Source organism: Candidatus Methylobacter oryzae (assembly GCF_003994235.2).
Lineage (GTDB): Bacteria > Pseudomonadota > Gammaproteobacteria > Methylococcales > Methylomonadaceae > Methylobacter_A > Methylobacter_A oryzae.
The window spans coordinates 1-1,249 of the sequence record NZ_RYFG02000031.1; the positions used below are offsets into that span (position 1 = coordinate 1).

Annotated in this window: 1 protein-coding gene; it reads right to left on the reverse strand. The window is 49.8% G+C overall.

Features of this window, described 5'->3' with window-relative positions:
* Positions 1 to 30: 30 nt before the first annotated feature.
* Positions 31 to 1,187 (reverse strand): IS3 family transposase gene (locus EKO24_RS06195; protein ID WP_127030809.1). Its coding sequence is split into 2 segments (ribosomal slippage): positions 31 to 917 and positions 917 to 1,187, totalling 1,158 coding nucleotides; the frame shifts between segments, so codons are not numbered across the junction.
* Positions 1,188 to 1,249: the final 62 nt, after the last annotated feature.

Genomic DNA, 1,249 nt, shown 5'->3' on the forward strand with positions numbered 1-1,249 from the left:
TGATGTGTCAACACTTTCCCGGACACACGGTTAAGCGGCTTTTTGCTGCAATTCGTAGTCTACGGGCGACAAATAGCCATTGGCGGAATGGAGTCGTTCACGGTTGTAAAACACTTCGATATATTCAAATATATCCTGCTTAGCCTCAGTTCTGGTTTGATAGCACTGATGATGAACCAGTTCTGTTTTCAACGTATGAAAGAAGCTTTCCGAGACCGAGTTGTCCCAACAGTTCCCTTTGCGGCTCATACTCTGCCGGATGCCATGCTGGGCTAATAGGGTTCGGTGACTATCTGAGGCATATTGGCTGCCTTGATCGGTATGCCATAGCAGCCCCTTATCAGGTTTGCGCTTCCAAATGGCCATCAGCAGGGCATCATTGACCAGCTGGGTTCGCATATGCTCGGCCATTGACCAACCCACCACTTGCCGAGAATAGAGATCAATCACGACTGCTAAATACAACCAGCCTTCTTGCGTAGGGATATAGGTGATGTCACCCGCATAGACTTGGTTGGGTTGATCCACGGCAAATTGACGATCCAGATGATTGGGTGCAACCGGCAGGTCATGTCTTGAATTCGTGGTGGCCTTGAATTTGCGCTTGGTTTTACAGGTCAACCCGGCCTCTCGCATCAGACGGCCTATTCGCCGACGACTGACCGTTCGATCTCGGCCTAATAATGCGGCTTTGAGTCGGCGAGTACCGTAAGTCGCCCGGCTTTTCTCGAATAGGCCTTCAAGAATGCCGGTCAGACCGGTATCGTCTTTCTCATTGGCGGTGGGCATGCGATGTAGCCAATCATAATAGGCGCTTCGGGAGACCTGCAGAAATCGACACATCGTATTCACCGAAAAATCCGCTGTATGCTGTTTGATCCAGGCGTACTTCACCGCTGCTCCTTGGCAAAGTACGCGGCCGCCTTTTTTAATAAATCGCGCTCCTCGGTCAAGCGGGCGACTTCTTTCTTGAGGCGCTTAAGCTCGTCGTACAGATGTTCGTCGGTTCGTATGGCTTTATCGCTCTCTTTAGGGCGGCTGTATTTGCCAATCCAGGTATGCAGGGTATTGACGTTGATACCGAGATCTTTGGCTACTTGGGTGATGGGCTTATCCGATTCATTCGCCAACTTGACGGCTGAGGCTCTGAATTCGGCTGTATAGGTGTTGGGTTTTTCTTGGCTCATTTGGACTCACATCTTTTTGAGAGTATTTTAAAAAATGTGTCCGGTTTAGTGTAGCCACATCA